Here is a 14,675-nt window from a genome sequence, read left to right on the forward strand (position 1 = left end):
AAGCTATTTCAATCCTCCTTACCCGATTTTGCTAATCTCATCTGGAGCAATGACAATCCTAATGTGATTAAAAATATTGCAGTAGCAATTGCTGAAGCATATCCCATTTCATCGTTACGAAAAGCTGCTCTATAAAGCATCGTACCAAGCACCTCAGTGGAACGACCCGGGCCACCAAAAGTCATAATATAGACTTCATCAAATACTTTAAAAGCTCCAATAACTGTAATCATAGAACCAACTAAAATCATCTCTCTAATTTGAGGAATCGTTATATGGAAAAATGTTTGTATCCGATTTGCTCCATCAATTGTGGCGGCTTCATAAAATTCTCCTGGAACTTTATGCATGGCAATCAAAAAAAGCATGACAATATATCCTGTATATTGCCACTGAGACATAGCAACTATCGCATATATCGCAGTTTTACTATCTCCTAGCCATGCATGGGCCAACTCGCTCTGTCCTATGGCCCTTAGCGCCTCGTTAATCAAACCAATATCGGGATTATATAGCAACTGCCATAATAACCCCACTACTGCAATTGAAATAACGGACGGGATGAAGAAGATTGTACGGAACACGGGTTGCCATCTTCTAATCACCTTATCCTCTAAAACTGCCGCTATCACTAGTCCACCACCCACTTGGACTAGTATTGAAATAATAGCGAATAATGAATTATTTTTTAAGGCAATATAGAAAACAGGATCCTTAAAGAGCTTTATATAATACTTTAGGCCAACAAAAACTCCATCCATATTAAATGCGCTCCAACTGTAAAAACTATAATACAAGTTAAAAATAATCGGGATGAATACAAACGTTAAGATAAGAAGGAACGCCGGCAAAATATAGAATAGTGCCGATTTCGTATTTTGAAAAGACTTCATCCTTCTCCCCCCCAGAGAATAGTTAAGTAGCCAATAATTATGATTTCGCTTCAGATTGTACTTCCTTTGCAACAGCTTGAACTTCTTTCATTATCTCTTCCGGTGATTTTGTTCCATCTAATAGTAATTGAATATTTGACAAGTATACATCAGCTATTTTTGCATGCACGTCCGTATCTAACCATTCTGCCATTCCCTCTGCATCCTTTAGTGTTTCAACACCATTTGCTACTTCTTCTAAAGCAGTATCTGTGTTAGTCGCCCCAATAATAGGACTCGGCCAACCAAGTTGTTCTGATAATTTTCCCGCACTTTCTTTACTTGTTAAAAACTTTAGAAATTTGATTGCTTCTTCTGGATGCTTTGTTTTAGATGAAACAATAAATCCATCAGGTGCACCAGTTATATAATTTTGGTTGCCCTTTCCTTCCTTAATATCAGGCATTTTAAAGAATCCCCAATTTCCAGGTATGTTTTCCTCTATCATTGGAAACTCCTCTAGCTCGAAATACATCATAGCCCCAGTGCCCACAAGAAACTGTTGGCTAGCCATGTCATGGGAACTCGAGTTAACATTTTTATTGAAGTATTGGTTATCTGCTAGTTCTTTGAGATACTCTAGCGCCTTAATATAGCCAGAATCTGTAAACTCGCCTGACTTTGGATTATAATCTTTCCTTAGTACTTCATCCTTTACAATCTTTTGGTTTAATCCCGTTAAATAATGGATTGAAGCCCATGGACTAGCATTTCCAAGCATAATTGGGACTTCTCCGCCAGTCTTTAACGTTTCCAATACTACCAAGAACTCATCCCATGTTGTTGGTTCTGCTAGGTTATATCTATCGAAAACTTCCTTGCTATAGACAAAAAATTTCCCATTAAAACGAAGTGGAATACCGTAATTCTTTCCATCGGATTCAAATGGTTGTAAAGATGCTTGGATGAAGCTATCTTTCCACTCGGGATCCTCCTCTAAGTATTTCGTTAAATCTAGGGCAGCGCCAGAACGTACAAACATACGCGCAAACTCTCCTGACCAAGAAAAAGCGATATCCGGAACATCTCCACCACCCATAATAACTCGGAGTTTATCTTTCATCGGTTCATCCGCAACTGCCTCCATTTTCACCTTGATAGTTGGATTCTGATCTTCAAACTCCTTAACAATCTCATCAAAATAAGGAGAAAATTCCGGTTGTGGCCATTTATGCAGAAACTTAATTTCTATAGAATCAGACTCAGTTGCTTTGCTACCAGATGAATTTGAACATCCAGCGACAACTAAAAGTAATGATAAACATGCTAAAAGAAGTATTCTTGTCGATTTCATGTGTTCAGCCCCTTTATAGTTTTATAACAACAACCCAATAATATGATATAAATATCCTAATCCTCACCTCCCTTGCAAGTGTTAGATAAACCAATAGACTTGTAATGATACTAGTCTAAAAATAATGGAATTAGAAAGGCACTCCATATCCAAATGCACCTTCAACGAGGCACGTCTTTGCAGCAAACTTAGCTGCCTCATCTAAACTTCTCTCAATAATGGGTCCCTTCTCTGCAAATGGTACTTTTTCTATTTCCTTAAGATAATGAATAATAAATGCAGTGAAAAATGAATCACCAGCTCCTAGCGTATCTACGGGTTCTACAAAGTGTGGTTTCTGGTTGTAAAAGGACTCACCATCATAGACTATAGATCCCCGTCCCCCCATAGTTCCTATCGCAAAACTACTACCATAAGAGTGGACTCTTTTCAATAAATTTCGAACTTCATTTTCACTTAATCCACCGCAGGATAATAGGCTAAAATCAATGTTCGGACAGATTTCTTTTAAATATTGTTCATTAAATTCATCAGAGAAATCGAAAGAGACTAGTATTCCTGTGTCCTTTAGTTTTTTTAGTTCTTTCTCGATTCCACTATAGATACTGCTGTGAACGATTTGAAATTCTTTTATATATTCAAGATCCATAGAACCAAGGTGAATTGGGAAATCCTTCTGTACTCCCCCCTGATTTCCCCCAACAAACACTCTGTCCCCATTTACTAAATTGACGAGAGCATATCCATTTTCACCTTCGTGCTGCCTACAATGGGATATATCAATGTCCAGGTCCATTAGCGTCTCTCTAATATGTTCAGATGCCTCATCATTACCAAATACACCTAGGTAAGCGGAGTCTATTCCTAGCTGTTTCGAATAGACACCAAAGTTCAATGCATTTCCACCTGGATACATCTTATTTTTATCCATATACTTATCGACGACATTATCTCCTATGCCAATGACCTTCATCCACTTTAGCCCCTTGCTATCTATTTATTTGGTATATACCACTATATATACACGAATTGAAAGCGCTTTAATATCAGCCGAAGCTACAGGTTTAATTCAGAATAAAATTGGACCACATCGCTTCGAATAAGTGATGTTGAAAATTCAATTTCCTTCATATCAATGTCAAAAGCAACTGCTTCCCTAAGAATACATGGGCTATTAGCTCCTATTTTTAAGAGCTTAATTTCAGATTCATCGGGAAATCTGACCTTCATATATTCTTTTGCTTTGACGAGCACAATTCCATATTGATCTTCTAATACTTGATACAATGACGTGTTATCACTAATAAAACCCTCGATTCCTTTACAATATTTAGACGGGATGAATGACTCTTCAATAGATATTGGCATATTATCGACTAGCCTTACCCTTCTTAATATAGTAACTTCATCATTGGGTTCAATCTTTAATTTATCTGCTAAATAAAGTTTGGCTTTTTCCTGACGAATAGAAAGTTTCTTTGTGGTTGGCTTAAATCCTTTTGCCAACATATCTTTAGAGAAACTATTGAATGTAATAAAATCCATACTTATTCGGTTATTTGTAATAAATGTTCCAGCGCCAGCCCTCCGTTCCACAACACCTTCTCTTTCCAAAACTGATAATGCATGTCTAGCCGTCATACGACTAATACTAAATTGCTCTGCTAACTCTCTTTCTGATGGGAGCTTATCTCCATGTTTAAATCTTCCACTTTCTATATCATCTTTTATTCTATCCCCAAGTTGTTTATAGAATGGAGATTTTTCTTTATTTCGTATAAACTCATGCATAATTAATTCTCCCCTTGGTATATACCACCTTATGAGTACCTAGATTAGTTATCTAATGGTTTAATATCTATTACTATTATTCCACTTTATAATATTCTGATTAATATGTCAAATGTTTTTTCTATAGAAAAATACATAAAAACTCCCCAGCTCTGTTGAACTAGGGAGTTTTCATTATTTAACTTTTCATTTAGACAACTGAGCCGGTTTCTTCTTTTTCGAAGGTAACATATTAAATAAAATATTCAACACAATCGCAGTGACACTTCCAGCGACGATACCATTACTCGTTAAAATTTTAAGACTTGAAGGGAACTGTGCAAAAAGCTCAGGTACAACAGTCACACCAAGTCCAATCCCAATTGCGCAAGCAATGATCATAGAATTCTCTTGAGAATCGCTAATGATTTTGCTTAACATTTTAATTCCTTGTGAAACGACCATTCCAAACATTGCGAGCATCGCGCCGCCTAAAACTGCATTCGGAATTATTGTTGTAAAGGCTGCGATTTTAGGAACAAAACCGAGCGTAATTAGCATAATACCCGCGATTAATATGATCTTTCGTGATCTGACTCCAGACATTTGAATTAAGCCGACATTTTGTGAGAACGTCGTATACGGAAATGCATTGAAAATACCGCCTAGTAAGACGGCAATTCCTTCCGCACGATACCCTTTTTCAAGGTCTTTTTTCTTTATATCGCGTTCACAAATATCGCCTAGCGCAAAGTAAACGCCTGTCGATTCAACAAGAGACACCATTGCCACTAAGATCATTGTAACGATAGCCGGCCATTCGAAAGTCGGCATACCGAAGTAGAAAGGCTCTACCATATGGAAATAGGCTGCATCCCGAACGGCCGAGAAGTCAACTTTCCCCATAAATGTGGCTACAAAAGTGCCGACAACCAAGCCTAGTAAGATGGAAATAGCCCGCATGAAACCTTTGGAAAATTTAAAGACTAGGAGAATAAAAAGCAATGTTCCGAAAGACAATGCTATATTCGACAATGAGCCGAAATCACTAGCACCTTGTCCTCCACCCATATTGTTAATAGCTACGGGAATCAAAGTAATCCCAATAATTGTAACGACAGAACCTGTTACAACTGGAGGGAAAAATCGTACAAGCGTACCGAAAAATCGGCTAATAACAATGACGAAAAGTCCCGATACAATGATTGCCCCGTAAATAGCGGAAATTCCAGACTCGGTGCCAATCGCAATCATCGGTCCGACCGCTGTAAACGAACAGCCTAATACGACTGGCAGTCCGATTCCGAAGAAACGGTTATTCATAATTTGTAAAATCGTTGCAATCCCACACATTAAAATGTCGATGGAAACGAGATAAGTCAATTGTGTAGACGTTAAGCCCAAAGCATCCCCGACAATTAATGGTACGAGGACTGCCCCCGCATACATCGCCAAAACATGTTGCAGCCCTAAAGCAGTTGACTTAAGTGGATTGCTCACTTGGAAGTTTCCTCCTCAATAAAAGTCACTTGCCCGTTTTCGAGTGATGCTATATTCGCCAGTGATTCTACGCGGATGCCGCGTTCACGAATGAGCGCTCCGCCAGGTTGGAAACCTTTCTCGATAACAATACCAACGCCTGCCAACTTCGCTCCAGCTTGCTCGATGATATCTAGCAATCCAAGTACGGCTTGTCCGTTTGCAAGGAAGTCATCGATGAGTAAGACTGTGTCTTGTGCTGTAATAAAGTCCTTTGAAACGGAAATATCATTTGTTTCGTTTTTTGTGAATGAATGTACACTTGCCGTATACAGATGGTCCACTAACGTTAGCGATTTGCGTTTACGTGCGAAGATTACCGGTACACTAAGTATCAAGCCCGCCATCATTGATGGAGCAATACCCGACGATTCAATCGTTAGGATTTTTGTAATACCCGCGTCTTTAAATCGTGCTGCAAATTCTTCCCCTACCGCCTGCATAAGGGGTGGATCGATTTGATGGTTCAAAAATGAATCTACCTTTAGCACCTGATTCGATAATACTTTACCGTCCTGCACAATTTTCTCTTTTAACAATTTCAAAATACTATTCCTCCTTCTCGTTTTCACAATCAAAAGCCAAAAAAAATAAGCCCTATGACCGTGCATCCAATCAAACCATGAGTGGAGCAATGTCATTCGGGCTTATTTGCCGAATGGAAAAGAAAGAGACATACCCAATTAAATGAGTACGATTATTTCAATCCGTTGCTTCCCATAGTCGATTTATTTACGGTAAATCGGTAGAAACTTGCAGGCCATATCCCCGCGATTATATGAGTTAATGCTATTAGAATATTTTTAGTATAGCATGGGAAATTCACATTTCAACGTCTCTCAAAGTTAAAAAATGATTCATTCAATTCAATGAACATACTACGCATGATGAATGTGTTATTGTAGATGAAACAAGTAGACGTTGGGGGTATAATCTTGACCAATCCACATTCCATGAATACAACTAAAAAATTGAAATTCACACGAAATACGTGGTTTCTTCTCATCGGAATCATTTTCATCGCTTCTACACTTAGATCACCCTTAACATCTGTCGGACCATTAATCTCCTCAATTAGAGATAGTTTGGCCATTTCAAATGTGTTAGCGGGATTTCTAACAACCATTCCTTTGCTTGCATTCGCACTCATTTCACCGTTCGCTCCGAAAATTGCACGTCGCTTCGGAATGGAACTGACATTATTCGTATCTCTTATTTTATTGACAGCGGGCATCATTATTCGTTCTCTGGGTACAACACCTAATTTGCTCATTGGGACTTTCCTAATCGGGCTTGCCATTGCGTTTGGAAATGTCTTATTACCAGGTTTAATAAAACTCAACTTTCCGCTTCACATCGGTCTAATTACCGGAATTTATTCTGTCTCGATGAATTTATCCGCATCCATTGCGGTTGGTGTCAGTGTACCGCTTGCCCATGGAACGCGGTTTGGATGGGAAGGCGCATTAGGTATCTGGGCGCTTCTAACATTTATTGCACTACTTGTATGGTTGCCCCAACTTAAAAGCAAGAGAATGCCCGACTCTGTGAAGTTGCAAGCAGAAAAAGCCAAATCCCCTACTTTATGGCGTTCTCCATTGGCTTGGAGTGTTACATTCTTCATGGGGTTCCAGTCGTTGATATTTTACACAACTTCTGCATGGATGCCTGAAGTCTTAAATTCGCGAGGAATAAGTCCCGATAGCGCTGGTTGGATGGTTTCCCTTTTACAATTTTCTCAATTACCAATGACATTCATCGTTCCGATTCTAGCAGGGAAAGTAAAAGATCAGCGCTGGATTGTAGTAGGTGTCGCAGCTTTATATCTCATGGGTTATGGAGGTATCATGTTAGGTGGAACTGCACTCGTTCCATTATGGATGATTATGATTGGAATTGCAGGCGGTGCAGCATTTGGCCTTTCGATGATGTTTTTCTCATTACGTACACGAACACCACATGAGGCTGCGGATTTATCAGGTATGGCACAGTCTTTCGGCTACGCGCTTGCCGCCATCGGACCTGTATTATTCGGTTTATTGCACGATTTCACATCTGGTTGGACAGTTCCAATGCTAATTATTATCGGCGGAATTTTAATCATATTGCTATCCGGTTTGAAAGCGGGTAAAAATGATTTTGTTACTTCGGAAGAGAATAAGTAATTGAAATTTGTTAAATAAGAAATGAAAAAAGCTTCTGGGTATGACTCCCAGAAGCTTTTTTCAATGCATTACTCTTTATCAGCTATCATTAGTTCATTGATAGCTCAGTAAAAGCTTGTTTATATCTGCTATGCCACTTTTTCCATTTAGCGTCTCTAAAATCGATTGGCTCGCCATCAAGCAAAGACTTAATGACATCCAGACAAACATGCCAGCCTGCAAGATCTTTTATTCTTTGTTCAGTTGTCGTTGTGAATTTCTCCGTGAAAACCATTAGGCAGCCACCTTGCTCAGGATGCAGTTCAAAACGAACAACATCTCCAAACCAATCGAATTCCAGTACAGTAAATAGCGTGTGTTCAAAAATTTCAAGTTGCTCAAACTTACCGTCCGGCATGTTAAACTTCATGAATCCACCTTTGCTCGGTTCTCCGATGCTTAACTCTTGAAACCACTTTTTCAGTTCTTCATTATCCATCAGCATTGCCCAAACATGTTCTACGGGGTGCTCGATATGACGTTCATATCGGGCAATGTAACCATTCTCGACTTGTTTGATAGCAGCAATCATCTGAATCTACCTCTTTCGTTCTTTTTTTAAACTAGCGTTTGCGAAAGCGACATAAGAACTACTCCATCCAATGATAACTGTTCAAAATGCCGGTCAATCTCTTCTGCTGTATCGTATAAGACAAACAGCTAGATAGCAGGCGTAAATGTAAATGTAGCAGGCATAACTGTACCATCCGGATTGTGTAGCATTTTTCCGATTTTCGAATCGGCAAATACCGATGCGTAATTATTCATCGCTTCCTCATCTTTTCTTTCGAACATCAGAAATGTCGTGATTTGTTGGTTTGTATTCCCTATCATTCCCCTCCCCTTTATCCTATTAATGTAGAATCCATTTCCAAAACAATTGGACAATGATCACTACCAAGTATGTTCGGATGGATATCGGCGTTTTTTAGCTTAGGTGCAAGCCGCTTTGATGCAATGAAATAATCGATTCGCCAACCGATATTGCGTTCCCTCACTTTGTTCATGTATGACCACCATGTGTAGGCATCTGTTTTATCAGGATGAACATAACGGAACGTGTCGATAAAGCCTTCCGCTAATAAAGCGGTCATCTTACCTCGTTCTTCATCAGTGAAGCCCGAGTTTCCGATATTCGATTTCACATTCCGAATATCAATTTCCTGATGCGCGACATTTAAATCGCCGCATAAAATAACAGGCTTCAATTTGTCCAACTTTTTTAAGTATGCACGCATATCCTCTTCCCATTCCAAGCGAAAAGGCAATCGTGCCAAATCACGCTGCGCATTCGGCGAGTAGACGTTCACCAAATAAAATTGTGGGTACTCTAGTGTAAGAATTCGACCTTCTTCTTCAGTTAACAAATCCCCTACGCCATACTTCACCGTTAACGGTTTTTCTTTCGTAAAGACAGCTGTTCCGGAGTACCCCTTTTTTAGTGCATAATTCCAATACTGATGATAACCATCTACTTGCAAGTCGATTTGGCCTTCTTGCAACTTTATTTCCTGTACGCAGAAGATATCTGCATCCACCGATTTAAAGTATTCCAAGAATCCTTTGCCTACACACGCCCTTAATCCATTGACATTCCAAGAAATTAATTTCATTTATAATAGCTACTCCTTTAGTCGATCCACAAATAACTTAGTTCCTATTCAAATTATACCACAAAAGAACATACGTTCAATTTTTCGAGAAAAAGAAAACTTCTAAAGCATAGACTTCATTTAACAGAATCCAGTTATAAGGTTTGCTAAGTAATAATCCGAAACTAATTTATTACTCGTAAAAAGGCCCATCACTCAAGGAATGAATGATGGGCCTTTTATGGAGGAATCCGAAAAGTGGGATATTTTAATGAGCGTCGGGAAATACTCTTTTCACTGCATCAGAAAACTCTGTAAAGAATCCTTCTACCGGTTCATTAGCTCTGATTTTGGTTCCATATTCATTCATTTGTTTCACAAAGTCAGGATTCATCGATACATAAACATTTTTAAAGGTAGCATTAGTTGACCTGACCTCATCCGCAATCTTGTTTTCAGTTGCTTCTGAACCATTCGCTCCTTCTTTCAACACGACTGCCACATACGCATTCGTGTCAGTTACGATGACATTTGCGCTTTCCACTTCCTCCATTTTCACAAGTTTTTCCGCAACGTCATCGGCCACTGCCAGCTTATGATTTCCTTCTTTATTTAGGTTTGTATCTGTTGTTGATTCTTTGCCGACTTCGTCTTTTACAATCGTTTCCGTTTCCGTGCCCATTGCATTTTCCTTAACTTCTTCAGTTTTCTTCATTCCACATCCCATCAAAGAAAATATGATGAGCAAGCTAGCCAAAACTCGCAACATTTTAGTCATTTAAAATCCTCCTTCAATTTGTCAGTAAGGATAGCATTGTCTGTTTCTCTGTTTTTATGTATACGTTTTATATTTTAATGCCAAAACAAAAGCGCTAGAGTTTGGACGTGAAATCTCTATGTTGTAGCTTTTCCACAGTACATGATTTTATAGTTTCCTAAGCAATAAAAAATTCTCAAGCTAAAAAAAGGCTTGAGAATGAAGAATTTTATATTAATAAGTTTGGGTGACTGTCACTCAGCTGTGATTGCACTTGCAACTTTATACAACTCAAGGTCAATTTCAACCGGTTCATCCATTGCTAATTTTGCTAGTTGTTTGCCTAAGAAAGGTCCGACTGTTAATCCAGAAGCACCCAATCCGTTCGCTAATATAAGTCTCTTTGCTCCTGGAACTTCTCCTATAATCGGTAGAAAACCTGGGGTAAACGGACGATATCCTACACGCACCTCGGTAAATGTACTGTCTGCTAATCCTGGTGCAACTGCTAAGGCTTTGCCTAATACCTCGTGCAAGCCTCCTGCAGTAACGCGCATGTCGAACTGCTTATCATCTTCATGCGTTGCCCCAATGACTACTTTTCCATCATCGAATGCAAGAATATATTGGTCACTTGGCGGCATGACGACTGGCCATTCGGCGGTTTGTGTATTTTCAAGCTGTAAATGGACAATTTGTGCTTTCTGGGAACTAATTTGCAGGTGAATACCAAGTGGCTCCACTAATTCTGCCGCCCATGCGCCAGCGGTAATAATGACTTTATCTGCTAAAATTTGACGGTCTTCCACTTGGACACCCGTGACAATGTTGTCAGTAGAAATAAGCTTTGCTGAACCGTGAATAAATACAGCACCATGTTTTTTAGCTGCACTGACTAACGCTTCCCTTAATGCACGTCCGTTTACGCGTGCCGCTCCACTGATGTTAACGGATGCATATTCCATTGACAGCGGTGGAAATAGTTCCGATGTTTCACTAGAATTCAGTTGACGGATATCGCCGATTTCAGGTGCATCATCTCGTCTTTTCACCGCACGTTCTTTCATTTTAACGAGTTTGACAGCATCCGTATGCAAACTGACCGCACCCACGCGCCGGTACCCCGTTTCGGTTTCACCGACTTCTTCAAGTTGTTGAATGAGTGACGTATAATATGCCGCCCCACCTTTCGCAAGCGCGTACCAGGCTTTATTTCTCCGTTGGGATAGCCATGGACAGATAATGCCCGCTGCTGCATCCGTCGCCTGCCCCGCGTCCTGACGATCTACAACCGTCACTCTAACTCCTGATTTTGCTAAATGGTATGCTGTCGAGGCCCCTAAAATCCCAGAGCCGATAATGATAAACTTCTTCATAATAAACACCTTTTTCACTTTGAATTAATTCCAATCATACCAGTTCTTCTACTAAAGTTTGGTGAATTAACTCGGCTTCGCGGAATTTACCCACGATTCCATTTAAAAACACCACAACCTCATCTTCAGGTTGTGGTGTCTTATCCTTATTCACTTCACACAGATAACAACGCGGCATCACTGTTTAACTTTTCACCGCGAATGCGTTGGAATTCGGCCATTAACTTTTCAATCGTCAGCTGCTTCTTCTCCTCAGCTTCAACTTCCAAGATGATTTGCCCTTTATCCATCATTATGAGCCTATTGCCTAAATCCATTGCTTGCTGCATATTATGTGTGACCATCAACGTTGTCAATTGATCCTTTTCTACGAGTTCTTTCGTCAAATTGGTGATCAATGCCGCCCTCGATGGGTCAAGAGCAGCTGTATGTTCATCAAGAAGTAAAATGGACGGTTGTGTAAAAGTCGCCATTAACAAAGAGAGTGCTTGGCGCTCTCCTCCTGAAAGCATACCTACCTTAGCATTCAAGCGATCCTCGAGGTTCAAATGTAGTGTTTCAAGTGATTCACGGAATAGGTCACGGCGTTTCTTGTGAACGCCTCTGCGCAAGCCGCGTGTTTTATTGCGCGAATAAGCCATTGCTAGGTTTTCCTCAATTGTCATGGAAGGAGCGGTTCCTGCCATCGGATCTTGGAATACCCTGCCAATCATTACAGAACGTTTGTATTCAGGGAGTTTCACAACATTTTTACCCGCGATTTCAATGACTCCGAAATCCGGAGTGAGTGCTCCTGAAATCATATTCATCATTGTTGATTTCCCCGCTCCGTTACTGCCGATGACGGTTACAAAATCACCCTTCTTTAAATGCAAGTTGATTTGATCAAGCGCGATTTTTTCATCAGGGGTTGCTTCGTTAAATACCTTATTTATCTGTTGGAGTTTCAGCAATTGCATTCCCTCCCTTGTTTAGTCCATGATCATAAGTTGTTACTCGTTCTGCATGACGTTTCGCTTTTCTCTTGTTTTCCCGTCTTTTATCAACGTATTGCGGTAAAATAAGTGCCGCTATAACGATAACAGCAGTGATCAACTTCATATCTCCTGTATCGAGAAAATCTACACGAAGTGCAAGTCCCAATACGATTCTATAAATAATAGCACCTGCAATCACTGCAAGTGTTGTTCGCATAATTGTTTTTGTACCAAAGATTGCTTCACCGATAATAACAGAAGCTAATCCGATAATAATCATACCGATTCCCATACCAATATCGGAAAACTTCGAGTACTGAGCAATCAATGCACCGGAAAAAGCGACAAGCCCATTAGATAGGCCTAACCCCAGGATTACAAGCGTATCTGTATTCGCCGAAAAGCTGCGAATCATTTTCTTATTGTCACCGGTTGCGCGTATTGCAAGCCCGATTTCTGTTTGTAAAAACCAATCTACAACGACTTTAATGAACAATGTAGCTATAATCATTAAAAACAACGTTCCCCATGTAGATGGCAAGTATTTGACACCGAGCGTGCTGAAGAACTGATTGATTGTTTCATCGATTCCGAGCGTACTCCAAAATGCATAAAATTTACTAAACAACGTTTCTGCATTTAGCAATGGAATATTTGGGCGTCCCACTGAACTTTCTGACGTTAGGCCCATAATCCTTAAATTAATAGAGTACAGGGCAATCATCATCAAGATACCTGCAAGTAACGGATTAATCTTTCCTTTCGTATGTAAAAGACCCGTAATACAACCTGCCATAAATCCAATTACGATGGCGACTCCAGTTGCTAATAACGGATGATAACCAAAGACAATCATCGTCGCTGCAACCGCTGCCCCTGTTACGAAACTTCCGTCAACCGTTAGATCGGGAAAATCTAGCACTCGGAATGTGATATACACACCGAGTGCCATGATTGCATAGATGATTCCTTGCTCTACAGAGCCAAATATTGCACTAAACATACAGAATCATCTCCTAATTCATTCGCTAAATTCAGCTTTCCATTCGTCTTTGATAGTAAGACCGATTGAATCAGCTGTATCTTTATTTATAATAAGTTTTAGATTTTGTGGAATTTGTACAGGTAAAGTAGCCGGTTCACTTTCACCTTTTAGAACTTTAATCGCCATTTGACCTGCTTCATAGCCGATGTCATAGTATTCAAATCCATATGCCGCTAATCCACCGCGTTTTACAGAATCGAATTCGCCAACCATCATAGGGAGCTTATTATCATTCGCAACTGATATAACGGATTCAAGTGCAGATACTACTGTATTATCTGTAATAATATAGAACGCATCTACTCTACCAACCAGTGATTCTGCAGCCTGTTTAACGTCAGCGGATGTCGCCACTGGCGCTTCCACTACTTTCATATCCATATCCTTTAGTAGCTCTTTAACTGCATCTACTTGTGCACGTGAGTTCTGCTCGCCTGCGTTAAATACCATCCCAACATTTTTCGCTCCAATTTCTTGAAGGAATTTCATCGTATTCGGGATTGCATCAGGGTGATTGTCAATCGTACCTGTGACATTTCCGCCAGGATTTTCATGTGAAGCCACAAGTTCAGCACTTACAGCATCCGTAACAGACGTGAAAATAATTGGAATTTCCTGCGTTGCGCTAGCTGCCGCTTGTGCACTAGGTGTTGAATTCGCGAAAATCAAATCAACGCCTGTACTTACAAGGTTATTCGCAATCGTTGTATTCGCACTGTTGTCGTTCTGTGCATTTTGTATATCATATTCTACATCTAGCCCTGCATCTTCAATTGCCTTTTTAAAACCATCAAAAGCAGCGTTCAAAGATGGATGCTCTACAATTTGAGTCACACCAATTTTATATTTCGTCGTTTCTTCATTAGTTCCTGGTTCCTTTTCACCATCTGATGGCTTCGATGCATTATCCGCTTTATCTCCTCCACATGCTGCAAGGATGAAAATGACACTGAATAATGCTACTGCAAACTTTAACCAATTTGTTTTCATTATTGTTCCCCCTTTTTCATTATCGCCTTCTTTATAGACCTATCTTTATGGCGATAATTATTCGTAACAATACACTGTTTACAAATGTTAGTCAATGGAATTTTAAGTATTCTAAACATTGAAGCGCTTACATTTTCGGACTATTCTATTTTGCTTGCGAACTCTTAACGATTCATCTTCATGTATAAAAACACAATGA

15 protein-coding genes and 1 riboswitch are annotated in these 14,675 nt (G+C 39.7%); of the genes, 1 reads left to right on the forward strand and 14 read right to left on the reverse strand.

Annotated elements, in window-relative coordinates; all coding sequences use genetic code 11:
* Nucleotides 1-8 precede the first annotated feature (8 nt).
* The 6 genes from I2483_RS02335 to I2483_RS02360 all read right to left on the reverse strand — a co-directional run bounded on the left by I2483_RS02335 (nucleotide 9) and on the right by I2483_RS02360 (nucleotide 6,080).
* Nucleotides 9-893: a carbohydrate ABC transporter permease gene (locus I2483_RS02335; RefSeq protein WP_207173584.1), complete on the reverse strand. Its 885-nt coding sequence runs from the start codon at nucleotides 891-893 to the stop codon at nucleotides 9-11.
* 37 nt (nucleotides 894-930) lie between these two features.
* Nucleotides 931-2,226 carry an ABC transporter substrate-binding protein gene (locus tag I2483_RS02340; protein WP_207173586.1) on the reverse strand — a complete coding sequence of 432 codons (1,296 nt, stop codon included), beginning with the start codon at nucleotides 2,224-2,226 and terminating at the stop codon, nucleotides 931-933.
* 130 nt (nucleotides 2,227-2,356) lie between these two features.
* Nucleotides 2,357-3,199 (reverse strand): fructoselysine 6-kinase, encoded by an 843-nt coding sequence (locus I2483_RS02345; protein ID WP_207173588.1) that lies wholly within the window; start codon nucleotides 3,197-3,199, stop codon nucleotides 2,357-2,359.
* A gap of 83 nt (nucleotides 3,200-3,282) precedes the next feature.
* On the reverse strand, nucleotides 3,283-4,017 hold the full coding sequence (locus tag I2483_RS02350; protein WP_207173590.1) for a GntR family transcriptional regulator: 735 nt from the start codon (nucleotides 4,015-4,017) through the stop codon (nucleotides 3,283-3,285).
* A 186-nt stretch (nucleotides 4,018-4,203) separates the two neighbouring features.
* Nucleotides 4,204-5,496, reverse strand: coding sequence for a solute carrier family 23 protein (locus I2483_RS02355; RefSeq protein ID WP_207173592.1), 1,293 nt, complete (start codon nucleotides 5,494-5,496; stop codon nucleotides 4,204-4,206).
* Nucleotides 5,493-6,080 carry a xanthine phosphoribosyltransferase gene (locus I2483_RS02360; RefSeq protein WP_207173594.1) on the reverse strand — a complete coding sequence of 196 codons (588 nt, stop codon included), beginning with the start codon at nucleotides 6,078-6,080 and terminating at the stop codon, nucleotides 5,493-5,495. Before I2483_RS02360 ends, I2483_RS02355 begins: the two co-directional genes overlap by 4 nt.
* 155 nt (nucleotides 6,081-6,235) lie before the next feature.
* Nucleotides 6,236-6,337, reverse strand: a riboswitch (purine riboswitch).
* Between the two features lie 151 nt (nucleotides 6,338-6,488).
* Here I2483_RS02360 and I2483_RS02365 point away from each other — a divergent pair.
* The gene (locus I2483_RS02365; protein WP_207173741.1) at nucleotides 6,489-7,700 is read left to right on the forward strand and encodes a CynX/NimT family MFS transporter; all 1,212 of its coding nucleotides are present in this window, start codon (nucleotides 6,489-6,491) and stop codon (nucleotides 7,698-7,700) included.
* Between the two features lie 88 nt (nucleotides 7,701-7,788).
* Here I2483_RS02365 and I2483_RS02370 read toward each other — a convergent pair whose 3' ends face one another.
* From I2483_RS02370 to I2483_RS02405, 8 genes are all read right to left on the reverse strand, one after another.
* On the reverse strand, nucleotides 7,789-8,271 hold the full coding sequence (locus I2483_RS02370) for an SRPBCC domain-containing protein (RefSeq protein WP_207173596.1): 483 nt from the start codon (nucleotides 8,269-8,271) through the stop codon (nucleotides 7,789-7,791).
* Nucleotides 8,272-8,399: 128 nt separating this feature from the next.
* The gene (locus I2483_RS02375) at nucleotides 8,400-8,573 is read right to left on the reverse strand and encodes a VOC family protein (RefSeq protein ID WP_207173598.1); all 174 of its coding nucleotides are present in this window, start codon (nucleotides 8,571-8,573) and stop codon (nucleotides 8,400-8,402) included.
* 11 nt (nucleotides 8,574-8,584) lie between these two features.
* Nucleotides 8,585-9,352: an exodeoxyribonuclease III gene (locus I2483_RS02380; protein ID WP_207173599.1), complete on the reverse strand. Its 768-nt coding sequence runs from the start codon at nucleotides 9,350-9,352 to the stop codon at nucleotides 8,585-8,587.
* A 247-nt stretch (nucleotides 9,353-9,599) separates the two neighbouring features.
* Nucleotides 9,600-10,109 (reverse strand): YhcN/YlaJ family sporulation lipoprotein, encoded by a 510-nt coding sequence (locus I2483_RS02385; protein ID WP_207173603.1) that lies wholly within the window; start codon nucleotides 10,107-10,109, stop codon nucleotides 9,600-9,602.
* A gap of 233 nt (nucleotides 10,110-10,342) precedes the next feature.
* Entirely contained in the window at nucleotides 10,343-11,464 is a 1,122-nt protein-coding gene (locus I2483_RS02390; protein ID WP_207173604.1) for an NAD(P)/FAD-dependent oxidoreductase, read from the reverse strand.
* Between the two features lie 155 nt (nucleotides 11,465-11,619).
* On the reverse strand, nucleotides 11,620-12,417 hold the full coding sequence (locus I2483_RS02395; protein WP_207173606.1) for an ABC transporter ATP-binding protein: 798 nt from the start codon (nucleotides 12,415-12,417) through the stop codon (nucleotides 11,620-11,622).
* Complete coding sequence (locus I2483_RS02400; protein WP_207173608.1) at nucleotides 12,392-13,444, reverse strand: ABC transporter permease; 1,053 nt, start codon at nucleotides 13,442-13,444, stop codon at nucleotides 12,392-12,394. Before I2483_RS02400 ends, I2483_RS02395 begins: the two co-directional genes overlap by 26 nt.
* Nucleotides 13,445-13,462: 18 nt before the next feature.
* Nucleotides 13,463-14,476, reverse strand: a complete 1,014-nt coding sequence (locus tag I2483_RS02405) for an ABC transporter substrate-binding protein (protein ID WP_207173609.1) — start codon at nucleotides 14,474-14,476, stop codon at nucleotides 13,463-13,465.
* Between the last annotated feature and the right edge of the window lie 199 nt (nucleotides 14,477-14,675).

Origin of the sequence: Sporosarcina sp. E16_3 (assembly GCF_017347125.1) — a bacterium.
Lineage (GTDB): Bacteria > Bacillota > Bacilli > Bacillales_A > Planococcaceae > Sporosarcina.

Coding starts and splice junctions, on each gene's coding strand:
- I2483_RS02345 (WP_207173588.1), bottom strand. CDS start 3,199: ATGAAGGTCATTGGCATAGGAGATAATGTCGTCGATAAGTATATGGAT.
- I2483_RS02405 (WP_207173609.1), bottom strand. CDS start 14,476: ATGAAAACAAATTGGTTAAAGTTTGCAGTAGCATTATTCAGTGTCATT.
- I2483_RS02340 (WP_207173586.1), bottom strand. CDS start 2,226: ATGAAATCGACAAGAATACTTCTTTTAGCATGTTTATCATTACTTTTA.
- I2483_RS02350 (WP_207173590.1), bottom strand. CDS start 4,017: ATGCATGAGTTTATACGAAATAAAGAAAAATCTCCATTCTATAAACAA.
- I2483_RS02335 (WP_207173584.1), bottom strand. CDS start 893: ATGAAGTCTTTTCAAAATACGAAATCGGCACTATTCTATATTTTGCCG.
- I2483_RS02375 (WP_207173598.1), bottom strand. CDS start 8,573: ATGATAGGGAATACAAACCAACAAATCACGACATTTCTGATGTTCGAA.
- I2483_RS02365 (WP_207173741.1), top strand. CDS start 6,489: ATGAATACAACTAAAAAATTGAAATTCACACGAAATACGTGGTTTCTT.
- I2483_RS02385 (WP_207173603.1), bottom strand. CDS start 10,109: ATGACTAAAATGTTGCGAGTTTTGGCTAGCTTGCTCATCATATTTTCT.
- I2483_RS02390 (WP_207173604.1), bottom strand. CDS start 11,464: ATGAAGAAGTTTATCATTATCGGCTCTGGGATTTTAGGGGCCTCGACA.
- I2483_RS02370 (WP_207173596.1), bottom strand. CDS start 8,271: ATGATTGCTGCTATCAAACAAGTCGAGAATGGTTACATTGCCCGATAT.
- I2483_RS02400 (WP_207173608.1), bottom strand. CDS start 13,444: ATGTTTAGTGCAATATTTGGCTCTGTAGAGCAAGGAATCATCTATGCA.
- I2483_RS02380 (WP_207173599.1), bottom strand. CDS start 9,352: ATGAAATTAATTTCTTGGAATGTCAATGGATTAAGGGCGTGTGTAGGC.